Origin of the sequence: Arthrobacter arnarulunnguaqae (assembly GCF_051262515.1) — a bacterium.
Classification (GTDB): domain Bacteria; phylum Actinomycetota; class Actinomycetes; order Actinomycetales; family Micrococcaceae; genus Arthrobacter_N.
Genome location: NZ_JBIMER010000024.1, coordinates 1 through 19,266, shown reverse-complemented (window position 1 = coordinate 19,266; position 19,266 = coordinate 1). Strand labels below are relative to the sequence as shown.

Sequence of the window (19,266 nt, the reverse complement as noted above, 5' to 3'; positions counted from 1 at the left end):
CACGGTGTCCGCCGCGGGGACCTGGCCGAGCCACGCTCCCGCGGACTACGCGTGCCCGTTCTGCGAACTGCTCTCCGGCGGCCCGTACTCGGAGTCCAACCTGTGCGCGCCGACGGACCTGGTCTACCGGGACGAACGCGTGGCGGTGATCATGGCCTGCGACGGATTCGGCCACCACGGCGGCCACGCGATGGTCATCCCGGTGCCTCACCTGGAGACCCTGTACGAACTGGACGATTCCATCGCGACCGCCGTCATGCTGGCCAGCCGGCGGGTGGCCGTCGCGATGAAACTGGCCTGGTCCCCCGACGGAACGTCCACGCGCCAGCACAACGAACCGGCGGGAAACCAACACGTGTGGCACTACCACCAACACGTGTTTCCGCGCTACCACGGCGACGACCTCTACCGGCAGCTCCGGCACCGGGTGTCCGTCGAGGACCGCGCCCGCAAGGCCGTCGAACTCCGGGCGGCCCTGGACAGCGTCCCGTAGGCCCCCACCCCCGTACCGCCGTGAGCAACTTTGCCGCCGCTGGTTCACATCATGCCTAGTCAGTGTCATCCTGGCCCGCCAATCCTGCTCAGGGACGTCCAAAACCGCTCACTATGGTACGCGGGCCGTCCGGCGGACGAGCGCGACCACGTCGGCCACCACGCGGTCCGGCTCCCCCATCACGTCCTCGTAGGTGAACCGCAGGGTCGGCAGGGAGCGCAGCGTCGCCGCATTCCCTCGCCGCCGATCCGCCACGAACGCCTGCCGGTCGCCGTGGAACGCGAACCCATCCAGCTCCACCACCACCCGCTCCTCCACCAGCAGGTCTACCCGACCGACCCCGTCGATCACCACCTGCGCCTGCACGGACAGCCCGACGGCGACGAACAGCTCCCGTGCGATGAGCTCCAAAATGGACTCGGCGCCGGTACCGATCCGGCCGACGACGGTCCGCGCGGCGCCGTTGCGGTTTCCCGGCAACGCCGCCAACAGGTCCGCCACGCTCACGCGCCGCTGTACCACGGCGGACTCGGCGACGACGAGTGCCTCCAGCCCGGGCCGGCAGCGCAGGGTGTGCACCACGGCGTCGAGCACCGAGACGGTCGATCCAGCCAACGGCTTCCCGCGGAGTGTTCCCCGGTGTCCGACGGCGGCCGCCGGGAAACGTCCGTGCGCGGACCACAGGTGGGGTTCGGCGGGCGACTGCAGCGTCCACAGCCCGATCCCCTCGGCGGCCGACACGCACGTGGTGAGGCACCCGGCCGCCACGTTGGCGCGGTGGTCGGCATCGGCGTCGGGCAGTGTGAGGACTCCTCGTGCGGCGCGCAGGACGCTGCCGGAATCCAGCGCGCGCCCCACGGCCCGGCGGCCGTGTCCCGCGGCAAGGAGCTGACCGGTCCGGGCCGTGCCGCCCATTCGGACGAGGTAGCCGGCGACGTCGGAGTGGGAAGTGTCCATGCACACCAGAATCGGGCCCCGGGACCGGCATCGGGATGCGCGCGGGGCCATTGTGGATAACCTTGTGGGCCATCGTGAGCGGTTTTGCGCGGCGGCCCGCGCAAACGCACTAGTCAGCAGGCACGGATTGGTCCAAACCCGCTCAGGAAGGTCCAAAGACGCTCACGGGCGCACCCGGCTGAAACTTCCGGACCGGAGCGGCTGGGGCGGTTGGGGCTTCCGGGGCGCCAGTGCCTGTGGGGGCCTAAAGCTCGCGCGTCACCACGGCGTCGGCGAACGCCGCGAGCGACGTCTTGACCGGTCCGTCCGGGAGCGGATCCAGCGCGTTCCGCGCTTCGTCGGCCCACTGCCGGGCCACCGCCCACGCGCGGTTCGTCGCCGGATGCGCGGCCAACGCGGAGACGGCCGCTGCCAGCGCCTCGTCCGATTCGAGGTTTCCGTCCACGAGCTCCAACACGCCGGCGGCCGCGGCGTCCCCGGCGGCGGCGTCCTGGCGCAGGAGCAACACGGGAAGGGTCGGCACGCCTTCACGGAGGTCGGTTCCGGGCGTCTTGCCGGAACGCACCTGAGCGCCGGTCACATCGATCACGTCGTCGGCCAGCTGGAAGGCCACCCCGACCTTCTCGCCGTAGTCGCGCAAGACCGGGCTCCACTGCTCTGCCCCGCCGAACAGCACTCCGAACACGCCCGCGGTCGCCAGCAGGGAGGCGGTCTTGTCGGCCAGGACCTGGAGGTGGTGCTCGACGGCGTCCTCGCCCTCGCGCGGCCCGACCGACTCGTGCAGCTGGCCCAGGCACAGGCGCTCGAACGTGCGGGCTTGGATGTTGACGGCGTCCGGTCCCAGTTCGGCGCCGATGACGGACGCGCGCGCGAAGATGAGGTCCCCGGTCAGGATCGCCACGGAGTTGCCCCAGACCTCGTGGGCGGTGGGCGCGCCGCGGCGGTAGGGCGCGGAGTCCATCACGTCGTCGTGGTAGAGCGTCGCGAGGTGCGTGAGTTCGACGACGGCGGCGGCCTTGACGACGTCGGCGGACACGCCCTCACCCAGTAGCGAAGCGAGGATCACGAGCAGCGGACGGATGCGCTTGCCCCCGGCCTCGACGAGGTGGCGGCTGGTCTCGTCGATCAGCGGATCGGAGTTCGCGACGGCTCCGCGCAGCAGCTTCTCCACGCGGGCCATGCCCTGGGAGATGGCCGGGCCGAACTCCGGGTCCTCCGCGACGGCCCGGAAGCCCGGGGGCAAGCTGATGCCGGCGGCCAACGCGGAGGTTTCCGGATGCAGGTCCACGTCGTCGGGAACGCCGTGTCCGGCGGTGGTCCAGTTGGTCTGGGAATCAGTCAAGGTTCTAAGACTTACTTTTCGTCGGTGCTAGGTGGCCACCGTCGGCCGCGCGCGGCGGCCGCTGGTTGCTGGTGGGGGGAGCCAGCCTCTCCAGTACATGGATCACTCTATCCTCAAACGACTTGCCGCCCTCCTCGGTGAGGTTGGCCAGCAGGCGCACCACCATGCGCATCAACGCGGGCGTGCCCATGCCGGCCCGCAGCGCCAGCCGCATCACCACGGGGTTTCCGATCAGCTTGGCGAACATGGCACCGAGCGTGAAGTGGCTACCCCACTTTCCCCGCACGACGTCGGCGTATGAAGCGTAGACGGCGTCGCGCGCCGCCCGCGTGGTTCCGCGCGCGCCCGACTCGGCGTCGATGATCAGCTCTGCCGCATAGCGCGCGGACTCCATGGCGTAGCTGATCCCCTCGCCGTTGAATGGCGAGACCATCCCGGCGGCGTCCCCGAGCAGCAACAGCCCCGGAGAGTAGTGCGGCGTCCGGTTGAACCCCATCGGCAGGGCCGCGCCGCGGATCGCGCCGACCTGGTTGGCCTCGGTGAATCCCCACTCCGCGGGCATGCCGGCGGTCCAGTCCCGCAGCACCTGACGGTAGTCCAGCTTGCCGAACTGCTTCGAAGAATTCAGGATCCCGAGCCCCACGTTGGATGTCCCGTCCCCGACCCCGAACACCCAGCCGTAGCCGGGCAGCGGTCGTCCGGAGCTGTCCGGAAGCTCAAGCCAGCCCTCCATCCACTCGTCGGTGTGGCGCGGGGAGGTGAAGTACGTACGGTAAGCGACGCCGAGCGGGCGGTCGTCGCGCTTCTCGTAGCCCAGGCTGAGAGCCGTGCGGGTCGAGTTTCCGTCGGCGGCCAGCACGACGTCGGCGGTGAAGTCCCGGGTCTGCCCCGTTTTGCGGCCGTCGCCGTCCAGGACGTTGGCTCGGGCGCCGACGACGCGTCCGGTCGCGTCGCGTATCGCCGTCGTCACGGAATGCCCCTCGTGGAGCCGTGCGCCGGCGGTCTCGGCGTGGCGGGCGAGGGCCTCGTCGAAGCCGAGCCGCGTGCGGATCAGCCCGTAGTCCGGGAAGTCCCCGAGTTCCGGCCACGGCAGTTCGATCGACCGCCCGCCGGCGACGAGCCGCAGGCCCTTGTTCCGCCGCCAGCCGTCGGCCGGGTCGTGCGGGAGCCCGAGCAGCCGCATCTCCCGGACAGCGCGCGGGGTGAGCCCGTCCCCGCAGACCTTCTCGCGCGGAAAGGCCGTCTTCTCGAGGACGGTGACCTCGATTCCGGCGCGCGCGAGGTGCGTCGCCGCCGTCGCACCCGCCGGTCCGGCGCCGACAATCAGTACAGACACGTGGGGATCCCGCCGCCTAGAGGACGCGCCGGGAGGCGTGCCGGCGCAGGTACGCGGAGGCCTTGTCGGCGCGCTCGGGGTCGAGGTCCGCCTCCGCCCCGCCGCCGGCGGCGGGCTTCACGGCGCGGTGGACGGCCACGATCCCGCCGGAGAGGTTGCGGTAGCGGCAGTCCTCCCAGCCGGCCTCGGCGATCCAGGCGGCCAGCCCGTCCTGGTTGGGCCACGCGCGGATCGACTCGGCGAGGTACACGTACGCCGTCGGGTTGGAGGCCACCTTGGTCGCGATGGTCGGCAGCGCCCGCATCAGGTACTCCGTGTAGACCGTGCGCCACGGCGCGAACGTGGGGTGCGAGAACTCGGCGACCACCAGCTTCCCGCCGGGCTTGGTCACGCGCAGCATCTCGGAGAGCGCCTTCTTCGGGTCCGTGACGTTGCGCAGCCCGAAGCTGATGGTCGTCGCGTCGAAGGAGTCGTCCCCGAACGGGAGATTGGTGGCGTCGCCGGCGACGAAGTCGATGTCCGGTCGGCGGCGCTTGCCCACGCGCAGCATGCCCAGCGAAAAATCGCACGCCACCACGTTGATGCCGGCGTCCGCGTACGGCTCGGAGGACGTCCCGGTGCCGGCCGCGAGGTCGAGGACCGCTTGCCCCGGCTCGGCGCCGACCGCGTCGACGACGATGCGCCTCCAACGGCGGGTCTGCCCCACGGAGAGGATGTCGTTCACGACGTCGTACCGCGGCGCGACGTCGTCGAACATGGCTTGGACTTCTTCGGGACGCTTCTCCAGCGATGCACGGCTCACCAGCCCATTGTCGCAAAGTTCGGCCGCGGTGGGAAAAACCGTCCGGCGGCGCGTTCGGAGTAGGCTGGGGGCACCATGACGATCGATTTTCCGGGCCTCCCCGCGCCGTCCTCGGACGCCTCCGCGGGCACCTCCGCCGCCCCGGCGCTGCGCACCCTCACCTTCGCCCGCCCCCCGATGAGCGAACACGGCCTGTTGGACTACGTCGTGCGCGACGATTCCGTGGTGTGGGGCCGGCGCGGCAACGGCATGGTCGGCTTCGGGGAGGCCGCCCGCTTCGAATCGACCGGCCCGGAGCGGTTCGCCGAGGCGCGCGCCTGGTGGGGCGCGGCGGTCGCGGCGGCGCGGACGACGAACGACGTCGGCCTGCCCGGCACGGGGCCCGTCGCCTTCGCCTCCTTCTCCTTCTCCTTCACCAGCGCGCGGTCCTCGCGCATGGTCGTCCCCGAGATCGTCGTCGGCCGGCACGACGACGCCAGCTGGCTCACCTACACGACCGCGGATCCGCACGCGGAACTGAGCATCCAGGCGGCCGAGGAGCGCCTCGCACTGCTGCTGGACGACGTTTCCGAGGAACACGAGCTCGATCCGGGCGACGACCGGCTCGTGGCCGGGGCGGTCTCCGAGGACGACTACCGCGAACGCGTGGCCGCCGGCGTGCGGGCGATCAACGACGGGCGGCTCACCAAGCTGGTGCTCGCCCGCGACGCGGTCGCGGAGCTGGGCGCGCCGATCGCCGTGGCGCAGGTGCTGCGCGAACTCGCGCTGCGCTACGCGGACTGCTGGACGTACTCGATGGACGGCCTGATCGGGTCGACGCCGGAGATGCTGATCCAGGTCGAGGGCACCCGGGCGCGCGCCCGGGTCCTGGCCGGGACGCTGGACCGCGCGGCGGCGCCGGCCGGAGACGCCGATTACGCCCACCGCCTGCTCTCCGGCGACGAGAAGCAGCGACACGAGCACGGCCTCGCCATCGATTCCCTCACCGCACAGCTGGGGCCGCTGGTCACGGGAATGGACGCGCCGGACGAGCCGTTCGTCCTGGAGCTGCCGAACGTGTGGCATCTGGCCTCCGACGTCGAGGCGCAACTGCGCGTCGACGGCGGCGCGACGCCGAGCGCGCTGGACCTTGCGGAGGTGCTGCATCCGACGGCGGCCGTGTGCGGCACGCCCACGAAGGCCGCCGGGGCGCTGATCCGCGAACTCGAGGGCATGGACCGCGGTCCGTACGCCGGCCCCGTCGGATGGGTGGACACGGCCGGAAACGGCGAGTTCGGCATCGCGCTGCGCGGGGGCGTCGTCGAATCGCCCACACGCGTTCGCCTCTACGCGGGTTGCGGGATCGTCGGCGCGTCCGACCCAGAGGCCGAGCTCGCCGAGTCCTGGGCAAAAATGCGACCCATGCGCGAGGCGTTGAACCTCTAGCCACTCATGGCGGGCCGTGAAGCGCTTGTTTACTTGGGATCTACTCCTGTAGCCTGTGACGAACATCTCAAGCCACTGCGGCGCAACGGCTACAATTGCCCTGCTAACCAGCGACTCCGTACCGTTCTCACGAAAGACTGGCACTCCCCCATGCAGAACTCTCCCCGCATCCTGAAGGCCCTGGCCGTCACCGCCATCGCCGGACTGTCCCTGACCGCCTGCGGCGGCGGCAACGAGGAACCGGCCGCGGCCGGTTCGGACTCCGGCATCGCCATGGTCAACACCGGCAAGCTGACCGTGTGCTCCGACATCCCCTACGAGCCGTTCGAGTTCGTCAAGGACGGCGAGAACGTCGGCTTCGACATGGACATCGCCGCCGAGATCGCCAAGGACCTGGAGGTCGAGTTGAACGTCGTCGACTCCTCCTTCGACTCCATCGAGTCCGGCCTCTTCGCCACCCAGTGCGACGCCGCCATCTCCTCCATCTCCATCACCGAGGAGCGCAAGGGGAACATGGACTTCTCCGAGCCCTACATGGACGACGACCTGACGCTCGTCGCCAAGGACGGCTCCGGAATTACCGACGTCGAGTCCGCCAAGGGCAAGCGCGTCGGCGTGCAGCAGGCCACCACCGGCGCCAAGTACGCGCAGGAGCAGGGTCTGGAAGCCGTGCAGTTCGAGGACACCGGCCTCCAAGTCCAGGCGCTGAAGTCCGGCCAGATCGACGCGGCCGTCGGCAACCAGTCCGTCCTGGGCTACGCCATCAAGGACGACGCCGAGTACAAGCGCGTCGCGGACTTCGCCACCGGCGAGCAGCTGGGCATCGGCGTGAAGAAGGGCAACACCGCGTTGCTTGAGTCCATCAACGGCACGCTCAAGCGCCTCACGGACGAGGGCACCATGGAGGAGTTCTCCGCCACCTGGTTCGGCGAAACCGAATAGTCGCCCGCGGCGGTCGGCGCACCCCCGCCGGCCGCCGCACCCATGCCCGGGCCGTTCCCCCGGCACCAGTCCCATGCCCGGCACCGGCGATCGATTCCCCTGCCGGGCAACCCTAATGGAAGGCATTCCCCATGGCCCTGACCGTCCGCCAACGATCACGGATCAGCCAAATCGTCCAGCTTGCCATCCTCGTCGTCCTCGTCGTGGTGTTGGTGCTCAAGCTGGATTGGGAGGTGATGAGCCGCTCCTTCTTCAACTTCGGCGCCCTCGGCCCGATGTTCCCGGACCTGATCGTGGTCGGCCTGAAGAACACGATCTTCTACACCGTCATCTCCTTCGCGCTCGGCCTGAGCCTGGGCCTGCTGCTGGCCCTGATGAAGATGTCCAGCTTCCTCCCCTACCGCTGGCTCGCCACCGCCTACATCGAATTCTTCCGCGGCGTCCCCGCGATCCTGGTTCTCATCGCGTTCGGATTCGGCATCCCCAGCGCGTTCCCCGGAACCATCTGGCCCCAGCCCGTCGTGGTGATGACGGCCCTCGGCATGGTGGCCTCCGCCTACATTGCCGAGACCCTCCGCGCCGGCCTGCAGGCCGTGCCGAAGGGGCAGATGGAGGCCGCGCGTTCGCTGGGCATGCCCGCCTGGCGCGCGATGGTCACGATCATCATCCCGCAGGCGTTCAAGATCGTCCTGCCGCCACTGACGAACGAGGTCATCCTGTTGACCAAGGACTCCTCCCTGGCGTTCATCCTGGGCGCCACGGCCAGCCAGTACGAACTCACCAAGTTCGGGCGCGACGGCATCACCAGCCTCGGTGCCGGCATCACGCCGCTGATCGTGGCCGGAGCCCTGTACCTCGTCATCACCGTTCCGCTGAGCCTGCTGGCTCGCAAGTTCGAAGCCCGCACCGCGCGGACCAAGCGATAGGCACCGAAGACATGAACGAAACGGCCAACACCGAGTCCATGCCCGATTTCAAGGCCGCCGGCGTCAGCGTCGTGGGCCTGCGCAAGTCCTACGGCTCCAACGAGGTGCTCAAGGGCATCGACCTCGAGGTCGCCCCCGGCGAGGTGGTGTGCCTGATCGGGCCCTCCGGCTCCGGCAAGTCCACCCTCCTGCGCTGCGTGAACCTCCTCGAGCAGCCCAACGGCGGCACCATCCACGTGGCCGGATTCGAGGCCACCGATCCGGACATCGAGCTGGACAAGATGCGCCGCAACGTCGGCATGGTGTTCCAGCAGTTCAACCTGTTCCCGCACCTAACCGTGCTGCAGAACTGCACCGTGGCCCAGACCAAGGTCCTCCGGCGCCCCGTCGCCGATGCGCGGCGGACCGCCCTGAAGCACCTCGAAAACGTCGGCCTCGGCGACTTCTCGGACCGCTACCCGGACCAGCTCTCCGGCGGCCAGCAGCAGCGCGTCGCGATCGCCCGCGCGCTGTCCATGGACCCGCAGTTGATGCTCTTCGACGAGCCCACCTCGGCCCTCGACCCGGAGACGGTCGGCGAGGTGCTCTCGATCATGCGCCAGATGGCCAAGGCCGGCATGACGATGCTGGTGGTCACCCACGAAATGGCGTTCGCCCGGGAGGTCGCGGACCGCGTCGTGTTCATGGACGGCGGCGTCGTCGTCGAGCAGGGCACGGCACGGGAAGTCATCGGCAACCCGCAGCAGCCGCGCACCCAGGACTTCCTCAAGCGCGTCCTGGACCCGACGCACATCGACGTCCGGGAGTAGCCCCGCCCAGCGGCGGGGTCTCCTACGAAACGGCGTCCCGCGTCGCAGCCCGGGCCGCGTCGATCGCCGCGCCTGCCAGCCGTTCGTGCAGTCCCCGGATGCCCGAGCGGTCAATCCGCACGTCGATGATCCTGCGTGGCCGCCGCACCCGCGTTCCGTCGCCGCGATCCAGCGCCAGCAGCAGTTCGGCGCGGGTCGAAACCCGGACGTAGTCCGTGCCGTAGGCGGCCGCGAGGTTCACGAGTTCCACGTCGTGCGGGGTCCCGAAGAGCCGTTCGACGGCGTCACCGTAGCGCCCGGACTCCGCGACGTGCCCGTGTTCGAGCAGCGAGAAGATCGCTCCCCCGGCGTCGTTGAGCACCACGATGTCCAGCTCGGGCTCGGGTTCGCCTCGGCCGATCAGCAGGCCGCCGGCGTCGTGCAGGAAGGTGACGTCGCCCAGCAGGACCGTGGTCCGCAGCCCGGTCCCCAGCGCCACCCCCGACGCCGTGGCGAGCGTGCCGTCGATGCCCGCGAGCCCGCGGTTGGCGAACACGCGCGCGGCCGGGGCGGCGGCCGGGGCGGCCAGGAGATCGGCGTCCCGCACGGGATTGGACGAACCCAGCACCAGGGCGCCAGCGGCGTGTGCCCAGACCTCCCGCGCCAGTTCCGGACCGGTCAGGGGGCCGTCCCGCAGAACGTCCTCCATGGCTTGCAAGGCGGCGGCGGCCGCATCTTGCCACAGCCGGAGCCAGCCGTCGGCGCCGCGGCCCGCGAACACCTCGAGATCCGCCGGATCCTCGATGATCCGCTCCTCGCGGCGCCCTGGCTCGAACCAGGACACGGGCTCGGGCACGTACAGCGCGGCCGGAGCCTCCGGGTCCGCGAGCAGCCGGGCGACCGGGCGACTGAGCGTGGGCCGTCCGAAGACCACGACGCGTTCCACGAGCGGGCCCAGCACGGCAAGCAACAGCCGGTAGGGTCCGATCGCGTGGGCGCCGAACCGCGCGTTCGAGCTCGGTTCGGCGAGCAGCGGCAGTCCGTGCCGGCGGGCGAAGTCCTCGGCGGCCGGCCCCGCTCCGTGCCCGGCGACCACCACGGTGCGGCGCTGGACGACACCGTCCACGGGCGCCGGCGGCATGCGGTCCGCCGCCTCGGGTCCCTGGAACGACGGCGGGGCGTCGCCGGCGGGCGGGACCACACCGTCGTTCGCTGGGGCAGGCAGCCGGTCGGCGGGACCGGGCACCAGCGGATCGCGGAAGGCGACGTTGAGGTGCACGGGTCCTCGCGAGGTGTCGTGGATGGCGATGCCCGCGGGTAGCGGGAGATTCACCGAGGCCGCCGAGCCGCGTTCGTCCGGGCTCGCGAAGCCGCCCTCGCCCGTCACATGGGAGGAGATGCCCTCGGCGGCGAGCAGGACCCGCCGCACATCGTCCGCCGGATCGGCTCCGGCCTCGATCTCGGCGGCGGCAAGCACGTGCCCGGCAAAGAGCCCGGGCTGGATGGTGGTCTGGTTGGCGCCGGTTCCGCGCAACTCCGCCGGACGGTCCGCGGTCACGACGATGAGCGGGACACCTGCGTGGTGGGCCTCCATCACGGCCGGCAGGAGCTCGCCCGCGGCGGTGCCGGACGTGGTCAGGACGGCCACGGGCCGTTCCGTGGCCAGGGACAGGCCGAGCGCCGTGAATGCCGCGTCGCGCTCGTCGATGCGCACGTGCAGCGTCAGCCGGCCGGCCGCCTCGGCCTCCGCCGCCGCGTAGGCCAGGGGTGCGCTGCGCGACCCCGGGCTGACCACCAGGTGCCGCGCACCGGCGTCGTGCAGGGCGTCCAGCACGCGGCGCGCGGTGTCGATCGAGGTGAGTACGGGACCGCCGGCCGGGGCCGGGAAGCTAGCAGTGCTCATGGAATCCATCCTAGGCTCCGCCCGTCCCCGGCCCCGTGCGGTGGGTGCTTAGCGCTCGCCGCGTCCCTTTCCGCGGTTGCCGCTGGTCGAGAACACCTGGACGACCGAGGGCCGCGGCGCGTACGCCTCGCCCTTCTTCTCCCGGCCCCTCGCGGACACGTAGTCCGGGAACAGCGAGGTCGGCTCGGCGAACGTTCCACCGTCCCCCGGGTGCTGCACGGCCACGAACACCGAGTCCTCGCGGTCGTGGATCACTGGCCCGCAGGTCTCCGCGCCGGCCGGTACGGCAAGGAACTGCTCCACGCGGCCGCGCTCGGCGCCCGTCAGCGTGACCTTGTGCAGCGCGTCGCAGTAGCCGATGGTTCCCGGCTGGCCGTCGGTAGAGATCCAGAGGTTGCCCTTGGAGTCGAACGCGAGGTTGTCCGGGCAGGAGATTGGGGAGACCTTGTCCGCCGGGTAGCCCGCGAAGTAGGTGGACGTGTCGTTCGCGGGGTCGCCGGCAACCAACAGGATGTTCCAGCCGAAGGTCAGCGCCGCGGCGTCGTTACCGGCCTCGGTCAACTCGATCACGTGCCCGGTGCGGTTGCGCGTCCGCGGGTTGGCCTCGTCCGCGCCGGCCTTGCCGTCCGTGCCGCGCCGGGTGTTGTTGGTCAGCGCGATGTAGAGCTTACCCGTGGCCGGATTCGGCTCGACGTCCTCGGGGCGGTCCATCTTCGTTGCGCCCACCTTGTCGCCGGCCAGGCGAGTGTAGACGAGGACTTCCTCAACGGTCATGCCGTCGACCTTCGACTCGCCGTCGACGACGAGCGGCAGCCACTCGCCGGAGCCGTCGAAGGCGCCGTCGGACGGGACCGCTCCCGTGCCGTCGATCTCGGCGGCCGGGGAATCGCCGGAGAACCGCGCGACGTACAGGTCGCCGTCGGAGAGCAGCGTCATGTTGTGGCGGCGGTTGCCCTCCTGGTACCTGTCCCTGGAGACGAACTTGTAGACGTAGTCGAAACGCTCGTCGTCGCCGGAGTAGGCCACGACGCGGCCGTCCGCAGCGATGCCGACGGTTGCCCCCTCGTGCTTGAAGCGCCCCAGCGCCGTGTGCTTTACCGGCGTGGAGTCTGGGTTCTGCGGATCGATCTCCACGATCCAGCCGAAGCGGTTGATCTCGTTCTCATACCCGGTGTTGGCGCCGGAGAACCGCGGGTCGATCTCTTCCCAGCCGCGCTCGGTCGGGTCCGCGGAAACGCCGTAGCGCGCGTCGGTGGCGGAACCTGTCCCCCGGAAGTACTGGTTGAAGTTCTCCTCGCCGGACAGGACGGTGCCCCACGGGGTGGTGCCGCCGGCGCAGTTGTTCAGGGTTCCCAGGACCACCGTGCCGGTCGGGTCCGCGGCCGTCTTCAACAGGTCCGAGCCCGCGGCGGGTCCGTCCACGGCGAACGGCGTGGTCGCGGTGATGCGCCGGTTGCGCACGGCGCCGCGGACGTACTCCCACTTCTGCCCGGCCCGCTTGCGCTTGACCTCCACCACGGAGAAGCCGTGGGCGGCCAGTGCGATCCGACGGGCCTCGTTGATGTTCGCGTCGTACCAGGTCTGGTCGAACATGATGTCTTCGTTGGTGTACTCGTGGTTGGCCACCAGCACCCCGGATTTGCCGCCGCCGTCGGCGATGACGTTCAGGTAGTCGTTGTTGTAGCCGAACTGGGCGGCCTGGGCCGCCGCGGACTGGTTGTCGATGTCGAAATCCGGCGCCCCGGCGAAGAGCGGATCGCCCCAACGGATGATCGGTGCCCAGTCGTAGCCCTGCGGCACCGTCATGGTGTCGACGGTCCGCTCGACCGGCGCGATGGCGGTGAACGACAGCTTGCCGCCGCCCTGGCCGTAGCCTCCGAAGTCGGCCCGGGCACGAGGCGCGGCGGCGATGTCCGTTCCCAGCACGACGGCGGCGGCGGCCACTCCCGACATGCCCAGCAGGGCGCGGCGGGACAGCGCCGAATCGGCGACGTCGCGGAAGTACTGGTTCCCCGAGGTGTTGCACACGTCCTTGGCGCACGCGTTGCCGCACTTGAAGTGGCAGGTCGCGGCGGAACGGTTTCCGCGGGTATGGCCCAGCATGGGCAGGAACTTGCGGGTGGCGGTCATGGCGGTGCTCCTCCAATTGTTCGGGTGTTTCCCGTGGGAACCCTTTCACCCCCAGTCGACGCGAGGTCTGCCGCCGGGTGAACGGGGCGCTACGCGGATGTCACCAGAAGTTCACCGCAACGCCGTAGCCTATCGAGCCACCACGCCCGGCGCTCCGGCGGCGCGGCGTGTCGCCGCAGCAGCTCCGGATCCGCCGCCACCGGACGGAGGTCCAGCGCACCGCCGCGCGCCTCGTAGCGCTCCGTGGACACGTCCTCGGCGAAAAGCGACACGGTGCCGAGGCCGCACGCATACGGAAGGTCCGGCAGGGCCGCGGCCAGCGCGGCGCCGGCCCGCGTTCCGATCGAGGAATCCAGCGCGGAACTGACGACGGCGGGCAGTCCGGCCTCGGCGACGATGTCCAGTGCCCGGCGGATCCCCCCGAGTGGCGGCGCCTTCACCACGATGAGGTCCGCCGCGTCGGCTCGGGCCACGGCGAGCGGATCGGACTCCTTGCGGACCGATTCGTCGGCGGCGATCGGGATGCACCAGCCGCGGCGGATCACCTCGAGCCGCAACCGGCGCATGCCGTCGATACCCGCGACGGGCTGCTCCGCGTATTCCAGTCCATACGGCAGGAGCGCCTCCAGCGCGGCCAGCGCGCCCGCGTGGTTCCACCCCGCGTTGGCATCGACGCGCAGCGCCGCGTGCGGCAGGAGGCGGCGCACCTCGGCGACCCGTGCGACGTCGTCGGCCAGCGACTGCCCGCGCTCGGCGACCTTGATCTTGACCGTGTGCGCCGCGTCGAAGGCGCCGAGCACCTCTCCGACGCCGGACGCCGCGACGGCGGGCACGGTCGCGTTCACGGGCACGCAGTCGCGCACGGGCGGCGGGAAGCCCACCCAGCCCGCCTCGACGGCGCACGCCAACCAGGAGGCGGCTTCGGCGTCGTCGTACTCCGTGAAAGGCGAGAACTCCGCCCAGCCCTCCGGGCCGTCCAGCAGCAGGACCTCGCGCCGGACCACGCCCCGGAAGCGGACGCGCAGCGGCAGCGAGACGACGTGCGCCCGCGCCAGCAGCTCCCCGACGTCGGGCGTAACGATGCGGTGTTGACCGTGCGCGCTCATGGGGCAACTGTATATACACCGGTGGTCACGCGCCCCAGCGTTTTCCCATGCGGCTGTGGCACGCTGGTGCGAATGAACGACACCAGAGTGCTCACCGCCGTCGGCAGGGGTTCCCACCGGGCGGCACGGAGTCCCGCGCTGTGGATCCTCGGGATGCTCTGCATCGCCGCCGCGTTCGGCGCCGCCTACTGGGTCTTCGTACTCACCGCGACGGGACAACAGGCGGACGACAACGCGTTGCGGGGCGCCATCGGCTACCTGAAGGCGGACGCCGCCCGCCGCCCGGCGCTGGCGTTCCTCGGCGAGCTGCCCGCCGTCTCGGGCGGGATCGGCGTGGTGGTCCTCGCCGCCGCCGCCGTGGTCCGCCGCAACGTGTTCGCCCCGGTCGTGGCGGCGCTGGCCTTCGGCGCGGCCGTGCTCAGTTCCCAGGTCCTGAAACACCTCGTTTTGGACCGCCCCGACAAGAACATCTCCGAGGCGACCGTCAACTCCTTCCCCTCCGGGCACACCACGTTCGCCGCGGCGTCGATGGTGGCCGTGTTCCTGGTCACGACGCCGCGCTGGCGCCCGTTCGTGGCGGCGTGCGGCGGCCTGTACGCGGCTCTCGCCGGCGGCGCGACGTTCGTCCTGGGCTGGCACCGGCCGGCCGACATCCTGGCCGCGTACCTGCTGGCCGTGTTCTGGGGACTGCTGGGCGGCCTGGTCATCCTGCGTGGCCAGCCGGCCTGGAACGTCTGGCGCGGATCCGCCGCGCACTGGGCGTCGGGACGCGTGTGGGTGGTGCTCCTGTGGCTGCCCGGCCTTCTGGGCCTGTCCGGCGCGGGGGCCACCTACTGGTTCGTGGCGCACGCACGCGGGGTGACCGGCACCGAGGGTCTGGGCTGGTACCTGGTCAGCGGGATCCTCCTGATCTTCGGTTCCGCCTTGTTCCTGTTCGGACTGGGAAGCGTATTCTTCTCGCAGCAGACGCGGCCGGTCCGCCGCCGGGCGCGGGAGTGATATTCGGACCACGCCAACGGAACGGAAAGAGGCGGAACGCATGGACAACCACTCGGAGATCACCGTGCGGCAAAACGACGAACGCGGCCGCTACGAGCTCCTCGAGGCCGACCGGCTGATCGGCAAGGCGCATTGGATCCCGTTCGACGACGGGACGGCGCCGGCGCGGATTTTCTTCCACACGGTGGTAGACGAGGAGTTCGGCGGACGCGGCCTCGCGTCGAAGCTTGCCCGGTTCGCCCTCGACGACACCGTCGCGGCCGGGCTGCAGGTGGTCCCCGTGTGCCCCTACATCAAGGCGTATGTGCGCAAGCACCCGGAGCTCCAGGAGCACTCGCTTCCCGTGCGCCCGGAGCACCTCGCCGCCGTCGAACGGGTCGCCGACGAACGGGCGCCCAAGCCCGGCGCGTAGCGGCGGCACCGGCACGCCTGCCCCCGGGTATGGACGAAGATGGGGACATGACTATCCTCAAGTCCGTCCTGTTGTTCGCACTCGCCGCGACGGCCGAGATCGGCGGCGCGTGGCTCATCTGGCAGGCGGTCCGCGAGGACCGTTCGTGGTGGTGGGCCGGCCTCGGCGTGATGGCGCTGGGCCTTTACGGCTTCGTGGCGACGCTGCAGCCCGACGCGAACTTCGGACGTATCCTGGCCGCCTACGGGGGCGTCTTCGTGGCCGGTTCGCTGGCCTGGGGCATGGCGTTCGACGGCTTCCGCCCGGACCGCTGGGACCTCGCGGGATCGTTGGTGTGCCTCATCGGGGTCGCGGTCATCATGTTCGCGCCGCGCGGTTCTTCGCTGCAGTAGGTCCGGCGGCCTCCCCTACCGCGGCGGCGGCGTCCGCGGAATGAAGTAGCCGAAAACCGCGGATCCGAGGAACGCGAGTGCGGCCACTGCCCAAACTCCGGACGCCAACGACGCGAATCCGGTGACCACCGCCAGCACCACCGGCCCGGTCATGACACCGGCGTCGGACAGAAGCCTCCACAGCCCGAGGAATCGGGGCCGGCCGACCGCCGGCGAGTGGTCGGCCCCGAGCGTCATCACGATGCCCGAGCCGATTCCGTTGCCGAAACCCAGCAGCATGGCCGCCAGCAGCAGCGTCCACGCCTGGCCGGTGAAGGGCAGCACCACCAGCGCGGCGCCCATGATTGCCATACACGGCACAGCGACCCAGACACGGCCCCTGCGGTCCATGATCTTGCCGGCCGGGTAGAAGACCAGCATGTCGACGGCGCCGGAAATCCCGTAGACCACGGACGCGGCGGCCGGGTCCAGCCCCAGCTGCTCCGACCACAGCGGAATCACCGCCTGCCGGGTGGACCGGACGGCGGAAATCAGCACGACGCCGATGCCCAACGTCGCGAGCGTGCGCCAATGGTCGGCGGCGATGGAGCGCATGGTCGGTCCCCGGCGTCGTTGCTTGGACTGGGCGTTCACGTTGGCGCGCGCTACGGCGTCGGCCGCTTTTGCTCCGCCGGTTCGGGCACCGCCGGCGGGCACCAGCTCCGGGATGCGGAAACTGACGATCGCCGCGCCCACCATGGCGGTCAGACCCACCCAGTAGGCGCCCGCCAACCCGAGCCAGACCATCGCGGCCGCGGCCGCGAAGGGCCCGATGAACACCCCGATGCGCATGGTGCCGCCGAGGGTGGACATGGCGCGCGCCCGGTGGCTGATGGGCACGGCCTCCGCCAAATAGCTTTGGCGCGCCAGGTTGAACACCGAGCCGGCCATGCCGATCATCAGGATGCCCGCGCCGAACACCGCCAGGCCCGACGCGACCAGGGAAAGCGCCATGCCAGCCGTCGCCCACGCCGCGGCCCCGATCATCGCGGAGCGTTCGCCGAAGCGCGAAGTGATCAACGCCGCCGGAACGTTCGTGAGGAGCGAACCGACGCCGACGAGCGTGATGACCAGAGCCGCGGTGGCGATGCTGGCGCCGTGTCCGCGCGCGCTGAGCGCTATGACTGGGACGACGGCGCCGAGGCCAACGGCGTATAGCAGCGACGGGGCGTAGACCCGGACTCCGATGTCGCGGAGCCGGAACCCGTCGTCGCCCACGGTCAGCGCGACGCGCCCTGAATGCGGCGCCCGGCCGTTTCCTTGATGCGCGTCAGCAGGTGGCGCGATTGAATGGGTCCGTACGGAAGCACCGGGACGGCCTTGGTGTAGTCGTTGACCTGCTCGGCAATGGCTCCCGTGCACGTGAGGATGGCCTGGCGCAGCTTGTGGAACTGCATGCGGACGAACTCGAGGTCCACCGGACGTCCGTGCCCGGGCACGATCACCGTGTAGAGCTCGTCGATGGCGATCAGCTTGCCGAGCACCTTCTGCCACTCCAACGGGTACGAGTCCTCGAAGCTCGGCGGCGCTCCCTCCTCGACGATGTCGCCCGCAAAGAGCACGGACCCGGCGGAGACCAACAAGTCGCCGTCCGTGTGGCCCCTACCGAGGTGGAACAGTGTCACCGTGTGGCCGCCCAGGTCGAGGTCGACCGGCTTGTCCCGGACCACGGAATCAGGCACCACGATGCGCGTGTAGGCGCCCTTCCCCTCACCCATTTCGGGTTCCGCGGCCCGAACGAGCATGCGCTGGGACTCGCCGTTGGACGCGATCTCTTCGGCGGTGCGGTGGTGGGCCCAGATCGTCTCGACACCCTGGGCGCGGAAGTAGTCGTTGCCGAAGTAGTGGTCGCCGTGGGCATGGGTATTGACGACGACCAGGGGCAGATCCGTGACGGCGCGAATGGCCTCGTACGTCGGCGCGGCCTCGCGCGGGCCGGCGCCGGGATCGATGACGAGCGCCTTCTCGTCGCCGACGATCAGTCCGGTGTTCATGGTGAATCCGGCGTTGACGAGCACCCACGACTTTTCGCCGATGTATTCCCAACCGGCGGCCTCGGCCGCCTCCTTGACCTCGGGTGGTGGGATTGCGTTGCTCATGTGGCCCCTTGTTCGCAGATGTCCGGACGGTCGTGCCCACCCATCAAAATACCGGGTGCGGTCGCCGTCCGCACAAACGCCTACCCCGGCGCCGCCTTCATTCGCGCCGCCGGTGCGTCCCCGGGCGCGGGCTCAGGTGATGCGCACCTCGCCGAAGGGCACCTTGTCGTCGACGAACGCCTGCTCGTAGTGCGTGCCCAGGCCGCGGACGTGCACGCCGTGGTCGCCTTCGGCCACGGATTCCAGGAACACGGGCCGCAGTGCATGTGCCGTCGACGCACCGAGCGTCTCGAGGTACTTTTCGTAGCTCTGAGGAAGGATCTCCATGGGGCAAGGATAGGCCCGCGGCGCCGCGGTGGGGAGTGCGGGGCGGTGACGGCTAACGGCGTCCCGGTTGCCGGGATGCAGGAAAGCCTCGACCGTTGCGCTTGGTACACGGATCATTCCGGTCCTGGCTCGGCATTGAGCGGTTTGTGTCGGCACGACTGTCCCTACCCAGGTGGCGAAAAAAACTTCCTCTCCCCATTCGAAGGTTTGTTCCCATTTTGTCGGTGGTGGTCGGTAGCGTGGAGTCATGTCCAAGGAACAACAGCCGACGCCGACGCCGGAGCCGGGCCCCCGGCGGGGCGCCGGGCCGGGTGCCAGGTCAGGTCGCCAGGCGTGCACCGATCCGGGCACCGTGCCGGGTTCGGCGCAGACCCCGCCACCTCAGCCGGAGTCGCCCTCGGTTTCGGTGCCACCGGTGCCGCCGCCGCCATCGCCTCCGTCGTCCGGCGTGGATTCTCCCGGCGTGGAATCCGCGGGTGCGGGTTCCCGCGACTCTGGAGTCCCGCGCTGTGAGTCCTCGGCCGGTGTCGAGACCGTGGGTGGGCCGGGTGGTTTCGCGGCGGAGCTGTCGGCGGTGGGTGCGGTGGCGGAGTATTTCGCGGGGATGCGGTATGCGGATCTGGTGGCGGAGTCCGCCGCCGGGGATCCCGGCGACCAGCTCACGCGTCCCGAAGGCCCCGAAGGGTCCGGCGGATCGCTAGCTGAGCCCGTCGGTATCGACGGCCCTACCGTTCCTCCGCGGCCACCCGAGCCGGGTGGGGGTTCGTATGTGTCGGGTGGGACGGTGATCCGTCGGCGGGGGACCGTGGATCGTTCGGATGCGGCGGTGGTGGATCTGATCCGGGGGT

The 19,266-nt window shown here is 70.5% G+C and carries 18 protein-coding genes; 8 read left to right on the top strand and 10 right to left on the bottom strand.

The genetic code is table 11. From position 1 onward, the window contains the following. Positions 1-4 precede the first annotated feature (4 nt). Positions 5-493 (top strand): HIT family protein, encoded by a 489-nt coding sequence (locus ACHAAJ_RS14640; protein ID WP_435728979.1) that lies wholly within the window; start codon positions 5-7, stop codon positions 491-493. Between the two features lie 111 nt (positions 494-604). Here ACHAAJ_RS14640 and ACHAAJ_RS14635 read toward each other — a convergent pair whose 3' ends face one another. From ACHAAJ_RS14635 to ACHAAJ_RS14620, 4 genes are all read right to left on the bottom strand, one after another. Next, positions 605-1,450, bottom strand: coding sequence for a DUF559 domain-containing protein (locus ACHAAJ_RS14635; protein WP_435728978.1), 846 nt, complete (start codon positions 1,448-1,450; stop codon positions 605-607). 244 nt (positions 1,451-1,694) lie between these two features. Further along, positions 1,695-2,792, bottom strand: a complete 1,098-nt coding sequence (locus tag ACHAAJ_RS14630; protein ID WP_435728977.1) for a polyprenyl synthetase family protein — start codon at positions 2,790-2,792, stop codon at positions 1,695-1,697. 4 nt (positions 2,793-2,796) lie between these two features. Beyond that, on the bottom strand, positions 2,797-4,128 hold the full coding sequence (locus tag ACHAAJ_RS14625) for a geranylgeranyl reductase family protein (protein WP_435728976.1): 1,332 nt from the start codon (positions 4,126-4,128) through the stop codon (positions 2,797-2,799). 16 nt (positions 4,129-4,144) lie between these two features. Further along, positions 4,145-4,930 (bottom strand): demethylmenaquinone methyltransferase, encoded by a 786-nt coding sequence (locus tag ACHAAJ_RS14620; RefSeq protein ID WP_435728975.1) that lies wholly within the window; start codon positions 4,928-4,930, stop codon positions 4,145-4,147. A gap of 177 nt (positions 4,931-5,107) precedes the next feature. On the opposite strand from ACHAAJ_RS14620, the gene ACHAAJ_RS14615 reads away from it, so the two are divergent. The 4 genes from ACHAAJ_RS14615 to ACHAAJ_RS14600 all read left to right on the top strand — a co-directional run bounded on the left by ACHAAJ_RS14615 (position 5,108) and on the right by ACHAAJ_RS14600 (position 9,032). Continuing rightward, entirely contained in the window at positions 5,108-6,355 is a 1,248-nt protein-coding gene (locus tag ACHAAJ_RS14615; protein ID WP_435728993.1) for an isochorismate synthase, read from the top strand. A gap of 150 nt (positions 6,356-6,505) precedes the next feature. Further along, complete coding sequence (locus ACHAAJ_RS14610; RefSeq protein ID WP_435728974.1) at positions 6,506-7,297, top strand: ABC transporter substrate-binding protein; 792 nt, start codon at positions 6,506-6,508, stop codon at positions 7,295-7,297. Positions 7,298-7,428: 131 nt separating this feature from the next. After that, the gene (locus ACHAAJ_RS14605) at positions 7,429-8,223 is read left to right on the top strand and encodes an amino acid ABC transporter permease (RefSeq protein ID WP_435728973.1); all 795 of its coding nucleotides are present in this window, start codon (positions 7,429-7,431) and stop codon (positions 8,221-8,223) included. A gap of 11 nt (positions 8,224-8,234) precedes the next feature. Further along, a complete protein-coding gene (locus ACHAAJ_RS14600) occupies positions 8,235-9,032 on the top strand; it encodes an amino acid ABC transporter ATP-binding protein (RefSeq protein ID WP_435728972.1) in 798 nt (265 codons plus the stop codon). 22 nt (positions 9,033-9,054) lie between these two features. On the opposite strand, the gene menD is transcribed toward ACHAAJ_RS14600, so the two are convergent. The 3 genes from menD to ACHAAJ_RS14585 form a co-directional block, all read right to left on the bottom strand. Continuing rightward, a complete protein-coding gene (menD, locus tag ACHAAJ_RS14595; RefSeq protein WP_435728971.1) occupies positions 9,055-10,914 on the bottom strand; it encodes a 2-succinyl-5-enolpyruvyl-6-hydroxy-3-cyclohexene-1-carboxylate synthase in 1,860 nt (619 codons plus the stop codon). A 48-nt stretch (positions 10,915-10,962) separates the two neighbouring features. Then, positions 10,963-13,044 carry a PhoX family protein gene (locus ACHAAJ_RS14590; protein ID WP_435728970.1) on the bottom strand — a complete coding sequence of 694 codons (2,082 nt, stop codon included), beginning with the start codon at positions 13,042-13,044 and terminating at the stop codon, positions 10,963-10,965. Between the two features lie 89 nt (positions 13,045-13,133). After that, positions 13,134-14,150: an o-succinylbenzoate synthase gene (locus tag ACHAAJ_RS14585; RefSeq protein ID WP_435728969.1), complete on the bottom strand. Its 1,017-nt coding sequence runs from the start codon at positions 14,148-14,150 to the stop codon at positions 13,134-13,136. A gap of 72 nt (positions 14,151-14,222) precedes the next feature. Here ACHAAJ_RS14585 and ACHAAJ_RS14580 point away from each other — a divergent pair, with 72 nt between their 5' ends. Genes ACHAAJ_RS14580 through ACHAAJ_RS14570 form a run of 3 tightly spaced genes read left to right on the top strand, consistent with a single transcriptional unit; the run spans position 14,223 to position 15,953 of the window. Next, the gene (locus tag ACHAAJ_RS14580) at positions 14,223-15,149 is read left to right on the top strand and encodes a phosphatase PAP2 family protein (RefSeq protein WP_435728968.1); all 927 of its coding nucleotides are present in this window, start codon (positions 14,223-14,225) and stop codon (positions 15,147-15,149) included. A gap of 40 nt (positions 15,150-15,189) precedes the next feature. Continuing rightward, positions 15,190-15,561, top strand: a complete 372-nt coding sequence (locus ACHAAJ_RS14575; protein WP_435728967.1) for a GNAT family N-acetyltransferase — start codon at positions 15,190-15,192, stop codon at positions 15,559-15,561. Between the two features lie 47 nt (positions 15,562-15,608). Next, positions 15,609-15,953: a YnfA family protein gene (locus tag ACHAAJ_RS14570; protein WP_435728966.1), complete on the top strand. Its 345-nt coding sequence runs from the start codon at positions 15,609-15,611 to the stop codon at positions 15,951-15,953. Between the two features lie 15 nt (positions 15,954-15,968). Here the strand turns inward: ACHAAJ_RS14570 and ACHAAJ_RS14565 are convergent, their stop codons facing one another. The 3 genes from ACHAAJ_RS14565 to ACHAAJ_RS14555 form a co-directional block, all read right to left on the bottom strand. Beyond that, positions 15,969-17,210: an MFS transporter gene (locus ACHAAJ_RS14565; RefSeq protein ID WP_435728965.1), complete on the bottom strand. Its 1,242-nt coding sequence runs from the start codon at positions 17,208-17,210 to the stop codon at positions 15,969-15,971. A gap of 2 nt (positions 17,211-17,212) precedes the next feature. Continuing rightward, positions 17,213-18,091 carry an MBL fold metallo-hydrolase gene (locus ACHAAJ_RS14560; RefSeq protein WP_435728964.1) on the bottom strand — a complete coding sequence of 293 codons (879 nt, stop codon included), beginning with the start codon at positions 18,089-18,091 and terminating at the stop codon, positions 17,213-17,215. Positions 18,092-18,223: 132 nt separating this feature from the next. Continuing rightward, on the bottom strand, positions 18,224-18,418 hold the full coding sequence (locus ACHAAJ_RS14555) for a hypothetical protein (RefSeq protein ID WP_435728963.1): 195 nt from the start codon (positions 18,416-18,418) through the stop codon (positions 18,224-18,226). Positions 18,419-19,266 lie beyond the last annotated feature (848 nt).